We start from the raw sequence: 547 nt of genomic DNA, 5'->3' as shown, positions 1-547 counted from the left end.
CCCCCTCCAGTCGGGGCGGAGGTCCGTGACGTTGCTATTCGGGTCGGTGTACGTGGCGCGGGCCTCGGCCAGGAGGGTCGCCGCCGCCGGACTGCCGGAGGTGCCGCTGCTGGTCCAGCCGCGCTCCTGGTGGGCGACGATGACCTCCGTGGTGCTGTCCGGCCGGGTGATCGTGGAGGCCCGCTGGGCCGAATCGTAGGCGACGGTCGTTGCCTTGCTGTTCGGGTCGGTGACCCTCGTGAGCCGGCCGGAGCCGTCGTAGACGTAGGCCCACGCCGAACCGTCGGGAAGCGTGGCCCCGGTCAGGTTCGCCCCCGTGTGCGCCAGCGTCGTGAGCCGGTTGGCCGGATCCTTGATGGTCCACAGGTATCCGCCGCTGTAGGTGAAGGTCGTCACCTTGTTGTAGGGGTCGGTGATCGTGGACAGTTTGCCGGAGCTGTAGGCATAGGTCGTCCGCAGGCCGTTGGTGTCCACGACGGACGTCTGGTTGCCGCTGGAGTCGAAGTTGATCACCGTCCCGTCGGTGAGCGTCCGCTTGTAGGTTCCA

The 547-nt window shown here is 68.2% G+C and carries 1 protein-coding gene; it reads right to left on the bottom strand.

Going from position 1 to position 547, the window contains the following annotated elements; all coding sequences use genetic code 11:
• Positions 1-547: RHS repeat domain-containing protein (locus G6O54_RS37040; protein WP_165236185.1), on the bottom strand; the 547-nt coding region annotated here is incomplete at both ends.

Source organism: Aquisphaera insulae, from assembly GCF_011064615.1.
Classification (GTDB): Bacteria; Planctomycetota; Planctomycetia; order Isosphaerales; family Isosphaeraceae; genus Aquisphaera; species Aquisphaera insulae.
Note: the sequence above shows the minus strand (reverse complement) of the source record. Positions and strands in the feature narration are given on the sequence as shown.